The organism is Stenotrophomonas sp. P5_B8 (assembly GCF_054049855.1).
The window spans coordinates 1-5,788 of the sequence record NZ_JBFULO010000229.1 but is presented as its reverse complement, the minus strand read 5'-3'; the positions used below and the strand labels follow the sequence as shown (position 1 = coordinate 5,788).

Sequence of the window (5,788 nt, the reverse complement as noted above, 5' to 3'; positions counted from 1 at the left end):
CCGGGTCGGCATCGGCCGCGACCGCGACGCGCTGGACCGCGACAATGCCGCGCTGATTGCGCGCCTGCGGGTGTCGGCCGAGGGGCAGGAGGGCCTGGGCGCCTTCCTGGACAAGCGCGCCCCGCATTGGGTCACCCAGGACTGAAGGACGTCATCATGCTCGACCATATCGGTATCCGCTGCGCCGACTTCCCGCGCAGCCTCAGCTTCTTCCAGCAGGCCCTGGCCCCGCTGGGGATCACCGTGGTGATGCAGGTCAGCGCCGCCCAGACCGGCGACCACGACCATGCCGGCTTCGGCCGCACCGGCAAGCCGGACTTCTGGATCGGCAACGCGCCCGGCGCCCATGGCGGGGTGCATGTGGCCTTCAGCGCAGGCAGCCGGGCCGAGGTGGATGCCTTTCACCAGGCCGCGCTGGCCGCCGGCGGGCGCGACAACGGCGCGCCGGGCATCCGCGAGCATTACCACCCCGATTACTACGGGGCGTTCGTGCTGGACCCGGACGGCAACAACATCGAAGCGGTCTGCCAACGCCCCGGCTGAACGCCCGGCGCCCGCCCTGGGGCGACCCTGTCATCCACCGCGGGCTGGCCGCTTTGTCGCCCATCCCGCGTATCCCCCTTTCGTGGCCTACCGGGGACCGTGGGCCGCCTCCCTTCTTCTGGTACTCCTGTGATCCGACTCCTGCCCGTTCTGCTGCCTGCTGTGCGCCTGCCCGTCCGCCGGGAGGCCCGCCATGGATGATTTCGTCCGCATCGTCGAAGTGGGCCCGCGCGATGGTCTGCAGAACGAAGCACAGCCGGTGGCCACCGCCGACAAGATCGAACTGATCCGGCAGTTGTCGCTGACCGGCCTGCGCACCATCGAGGCCACCAGTTTCGTCAGTCCGCGCTGGGTGCCGCAGCTGGCCGATGCCGCCGAGGTCTACGCCGGCATCGAGCGCCGCCCCGGCATCGCCTATCCGGTGCTGGTCCCCAACGAACAGGGCTACGATCGGGCACGCGCGGTCGGCGTGGAGGAAGTGGCCGTGTTCACCGCCGCCTCGGAAACCTTCAACCGCACCAACACCAACGCCGGCATCGACGAATCGCTGGCACGCTTCGCGCCGATCCTGGCGCGCGCCAAAGCCGACGGGGTGAAGGTGCGCGGCTACGTCTCCACCGTGCTCGGCTGCCCGTACCAGGGCGAGGTCGCGGTGAGCGAAGTGGTCCGCGTGGCACGTGCGCTGCATGACATGGGCTGTTACGAAATTTCGCTGGGCGACACCATCGGCGTGGGCACCCCGCGCAAGGCGCGGGCGATGCTGCATGCGGTCGCCGCCGAGGTGCCGATGGCCGCGCTGGCGGTGCACTTCCACGACACCTACGGACAGGCGCTGGCCAACATCGATGCCTGCCTGGAGGAAGGCGTGCGCGTGGTCGATTCGGCCGTATCCGGCGCCGGCGGCTGCCCCTATGCCAAGGGAGCCAGCGGCAACGTCGCCAGCGAAGACGTGGTGTACCTGCTGCATGGCATCGGCATGCGCACGGGTATCGACCTGTCGGCGCTGGCCACCACCGGCCGCTGGCTCGCCGCACGGCTGGGCCGGCAGACCGGCAGCAAGACCGGCAAGGCGCTGGCGGCCACATGAGCCGCAGCGGCCCGCGCAGGGACGTCGCGGTCGGTGACCATCTCACCGCCCACGTCCACGCGCTGGCCGCCCTGGATCGCGCCCTGGCGCAGCCGCCGGACGAACAGGGCCTGCGCCCCCTGCTGCGCGAGGTGCAGCAGGCCCTTACCCAGGCCATGGACGAGCGCCAGCTGGCGCTGCGCCGCTACGCCGCGCTGTTCGACGCGGTACCCGACCCGGTCAGCATCCTCAGCCAAACCGGCGTGGTGCTGGACCTCAACAAGGCCGGCGTGCGCGCCTACGGACGGCCGCGCGAGGAGATCGTCGGCCAGCCGATCGAACTGTTGAACCCGGACCTGCCCAGCGACCACCTCGACCCGGTCTGGGAAGCGCTGCGCCGCGATGAAACCTACGTCATCGAGGTGACCAACATGCGCGGCGATGGCAGCCGCTTCCCCGTGGAAGTGCATTCGGCCGGCTTCGAGCACCAGGGCGAGCACTGCATCGTGGCGGTAGCGCGTGACCTCAGCAGCCGCTGGCAGGCCGAATCGCGCTACCGGTTGYTGATGGAATCCATCGACAAGGGCGTGGTCCTGTTCGATACCCACCTGCGCGTGGTCTCGGCCAACCCGGCCGCGCATCGCATCCTCGGCATGGCCGGCAACGGCGGCAGCCTGCAGGCGATGCTGGCCCCGGACGACTGGATCTGCGTGGACGAACATGGCCACCCGCTCACCCGCGAGCAGTGGCCGGCCGCGGTGTCGCTGCGCACCGGGCGCACCATCCGCAGCACCATCGTCGGGCTGTACCACCGCCCGCGCGGGCGCATGATCTGGATCTCCACCACCAACGTGCCGGTGTTCGGCACCGGCCGCGATTGCCCGGACCACGTGTTCGGGCTGTTCAGCGACATCACCGAGCTCAAGCGCAACAACGCCCTGTTCGACCGCGCCCAGTCGCTGGCGCACATCGGCGGCTGGGAATGGGATCGCGGCCTGCAGCGCCTGTACCTGACCGACGAGGCCAGCCGCATCCTCGGCCAGTCGCTGCCGCTCACCGACATGGCGCACCTGCTGGAATGCCTGCGCCTGGATGATCGCTCGCAGCTGCAGCAGGCGCTGCTTGAGGTGATCGACCGGCAGGTGCCGTTCGAGTTGGAACTGCAGGGCCAGCGCGGCGACGGGCACTCGTTCTGGGTGCGCATGATCGGCGAGGCCGAGCCCGGTGACGTCAACGCCGCACGCATCGCCGGCACCGTGCAGGACATCACCGCGCGCAAGCAGGCCGAGGAAACCCTGCGCATCCAGGCCCGCACCGACCCGCTCACCGGCATCATGAACCGCGATGCGGTGCTCAACGACCTGGCCACGCGCATGGCCAACCCCACCCATTGCCAGGTGGCGGTGCTGTACATCGACCTGGACCGCTTCAAGACCGTCAACGACCTGCTCGGCCACAACGCTGGCGACGAACTGCTGATCGATGCCACCCGCCGCATCGCCACCGCGATCGGTACCGAAGGCCTGCTGGCGCGTTTTGGCGGCGACGAGTTCCTGGTGATCTGCGACACCCGCGACCAGGCCGACCAGCCCGAGCGCCTGGCCGAGGCGATCACCCGCGGCTTCAGCACCCCGTTCCGCTTCGGGGCCGACGAGTTCGCGGTGACCACCAGCATCGGCATCGCGCGCGCGCCGCAGGACGGGCTGCGTCCGCAGCAGCTGATCCAGAACGCAGACATCGCCATGTACGACTGCAAGCGCCGCACCCGCAACGGCTGGCAGGTGTTTTCCCCGGAACTGGCGCAGCGCCAGAACGACCGGCTGCAGATCGAAAGCCGCCTGCACCGTGCGCTGGACGATGACGAGTTCCACCTGGTCTACCAGCCGCAGGTCAACCTGCACAACGGCCAGCTGGTGGCCGCCGAAGCGTTGATCCGCTGGCGCAACTCGCAGTTGGGCGAGCTGCGCCCGGACATCTTCATCGGGCACGCCGAAAGCACCGGCGACATCGTGCGGATCGGCTTGTGGGTGCTGCGCGAGGCGTGCCGACAGGTGCGGGCGTGGCAGGATGCCGGGCTGGGCATCGTGCGAGTGGCGGTCAATGTGTCCTACCGCCAGTTCGTCGGCGAGGACCTGGCCCGCAACGTGGGCCAGGTGCTGGACGAATTCGGCCTGCCCGGCACCGCGCTGGAGCTGGAGTTCACCGAACGGGTGCTGATCGAGGATGCCCCGGACACCCTGCAGACCTTCGCGCGCCTGCGCGAGATGGGCGTGCTGCTGACCATCGACGATTTCGGCGAAGGCTACAGCGCCCTCAACTACCTGCGCCGGCTGCCGATCCACGGGCTCAAGCTCAGCCAGCTGTTCGTCGAGGGCGTGCCCGGCAACCGCTCGGACGTGGCGGTGTGCGAAGCGGTCTGCGGCATTGCGCGCAGCCTGGGCCTGGGGCTGGTCGCCGAAGGCATCGAATCGGAGCCGCAGCGGCAGTTCCTGCAGGGGCTGGGAGTGGCCGTGGGCCAAGGCTTCCTGTTTGCGCCCGGGCTGGCGCCGGACGAGTTCGCACGGCGCCTGGCGCAGCGCCACTGAGCGCCGCGCGCAGCGCACAACGGCGACAGCGCCGGCTTCCGCTAGAATCGGCGGTTCTTGAACCAGCGGAAACACGCAATGCAGCTGTCTTCTGTCCGCGCCGTCATCACCGGCGGCGTCTCCGGCCTGGGCCTGTCCGTGGCCCAGTACCTGGTGGCCCACGGCGCCAAAGTCGCCCTGTTCGACCTCAACGACGACAAGGGCGCGGCCGCCGTGGCCGAACTGGGCGAGGCCAACGCCCGCTATTTCACCACCAATGTCAGCGATGAAGCGGCCGTGGCGGCGCAGATCGATGCCGCGCACGACTTCCTCGGCGGCCTCAATGCGGCGATCAGCTGCGCCGGCATCCTCGGCGCCGGGCGCGTGCTGGGCAAAGAGGCCCCGATGCCACTGGCCAGCTTCCAGAACACGGTGATGGTCAACCTGGTTGGCAGCTTCAACGTCGCCAAGGCCGCCGCCAACCGCATGCAGCACAACACGCCCGGCGACGACGGCGAGCGCGGGGTGATCATCAACACCGCCAGCGTCGCCGCCTATGAAGGCCAGATCGGCCAGGCCGCCTATGCCGCGTCCAAGGGCGGCGTGGTCAGCATGACCCTGCCGATGGCACGCGAACTGTCGCGCTTCGGCATCCGCGTGATGACCATCGCCCCGGGCATCTTCTGGACTCCGATGGTCGATGGCATGCCGCCGGCCGTGCAGGAATCGCTGGCCGCGTCGATCCCGTTCCCGCCGCGCCTGGGCAAGCCGGACGACTTCGCCGGCCTRGTCGGCCATATCCTCGGCAACACCTACCTCAACGGCGAGACCATCCGCCTGGACGGTGCGGTGCGTCTGGCACCCAAGTAAGCACGTCCGCCGTAGCGGCGGACACCGCAGGGCACCCGGCATGGTGCCCGCCACCTCCCACGAACCGACCTTCAGTCCATGAAAGCCAACGACATCAAGAAAGGCAACGTCGTCGAGTACAACAACGGCGTCTACCAGATCCGCGACATCGAACGCAGCTCGCCGCAGGGCCGCGGCGGCAATGTCCGCTTCCGCTTCATCATGTACAGCGTGCCGGGCGGCAACAAGCTCGATGCCAGCTTCGACGCCGACGACAACCTGCCGGAAGTCGAGCTGCTGCGCCGCCAGTCCACCTATTCCTACAAGGACGGCGATGCGTTCGTGTTCCTGGACGACGAGGACTACACCCCGTACATGGTCGATGCCGACGTGCTGGGCGATGACGCCGGCTACATCACCGACGGCCTGACGGGTATCTACGTGCAGGTGATCGACGAAACCCCGGTGGGCGTGCAGCTGCCGACCAGCGTGGTGCTGGAAGTGGTCGAGACCCCGCCGGAAATGAAGGGGGGCACCGCCACCAAGCGTCCAAAGCCGGCCAAGCTCAGCACCGGGATCGAGATCATGGTGCCGGAGTACATCGCCAACGGCGAACGCGTGCTGGTCAACACCGCCACCGGTGAATTCGCCGGCCGTGCCGACTAAGCGCATCGCCCTGCTGGCTTGCCTGTCCCTGCTCGCGGCGTGTTCGCCGCGAGCAGCGGACGGCACTGTGGACGGGGTGGATGCCGCCTCGCCCGTGGTC

At 69.0% G+C, this 5,788-nt stretch carries 5 protein-coding genes and 1 pseudogene; all 6 read left to right on the top strand.

Features of this window, described 5'->3' with window-relative positions; genetic code table 11:
- Window positions 1-145 (top strand): annotated as a pseudogene (locus ACXJKH_RS12970) (enoyl-CoA hydratase/isomerase family protein); the annotation flags it as partial.
- A gap of 11 nt (window positions 146-156) precedes the next feature.
- Window positions 157-543, top strand: a complete 387-nt coding sequence (locus tag ACXJKH_RS12965) for a VOC family protein (RefSeq protein WP_256777189.1) — start codon at window positions 157-159, stop codon at window positions 541-543.
- Window positions 544-736: 193 nt separating this feature from the next.
- Entirely contained in the window at window positions 737-1,630 is an 894-nt protein-coding gene (locus ACXJKH_RS12960; protein WP_457319827.1) for a hydroxymethylglutaryl-CoA lyase, read from the top strand.
- Window positions 1,627-4,194 carry a sensor domain-containing protein gene (locus ACXJKH_RS12955; RefSeq protein ID WP_457319825.1) on the top strand — a complete coding sequence of 856 codons (2,568 nt, stop codon included), beginning with the start codon at window positions 1,627-1,629 and terminating at the stop codon, window positions 4,192-4,194. The genes ACXJKH_RS12960 and ACXJKH_RS12955 overlap by 4 nt, the downstream gene beginning before the upstream one ends.
- A gap of 78 nt (window positions 4,195-4,272) precedes the next feature.
- On the top strand, window positions 4,273-5,043 hold the full coding sequence (locus ACXJKH_RS12950) for an SDR family NAD(P)-dependent oxidoreductase (RefSeq protein ID WP_256777192.1): 771 nt from the start codon (window positions 4,273-4,275) through the stop codon (window positions 5,041-5,043).
- Between the two features lie 78 nt (window positions 5,044-5,121).
- The gene (gene yeiP / locus ACXJKH_RS12945; RefSeq protein ID WP_038688595.1) at window positions 5,122-5,688 is read left to right on the top strand and encodes an elongation factor P-like protein YeiP; all 567 of its coding nucleotides are present in this window, start codon (window positions 5,122-5,124) and stop codon (window positions 5,686-5,688) included.
- The last annotated feature ends 100 nt before the right edge of the window (window positions 5,689-5,788 follow it).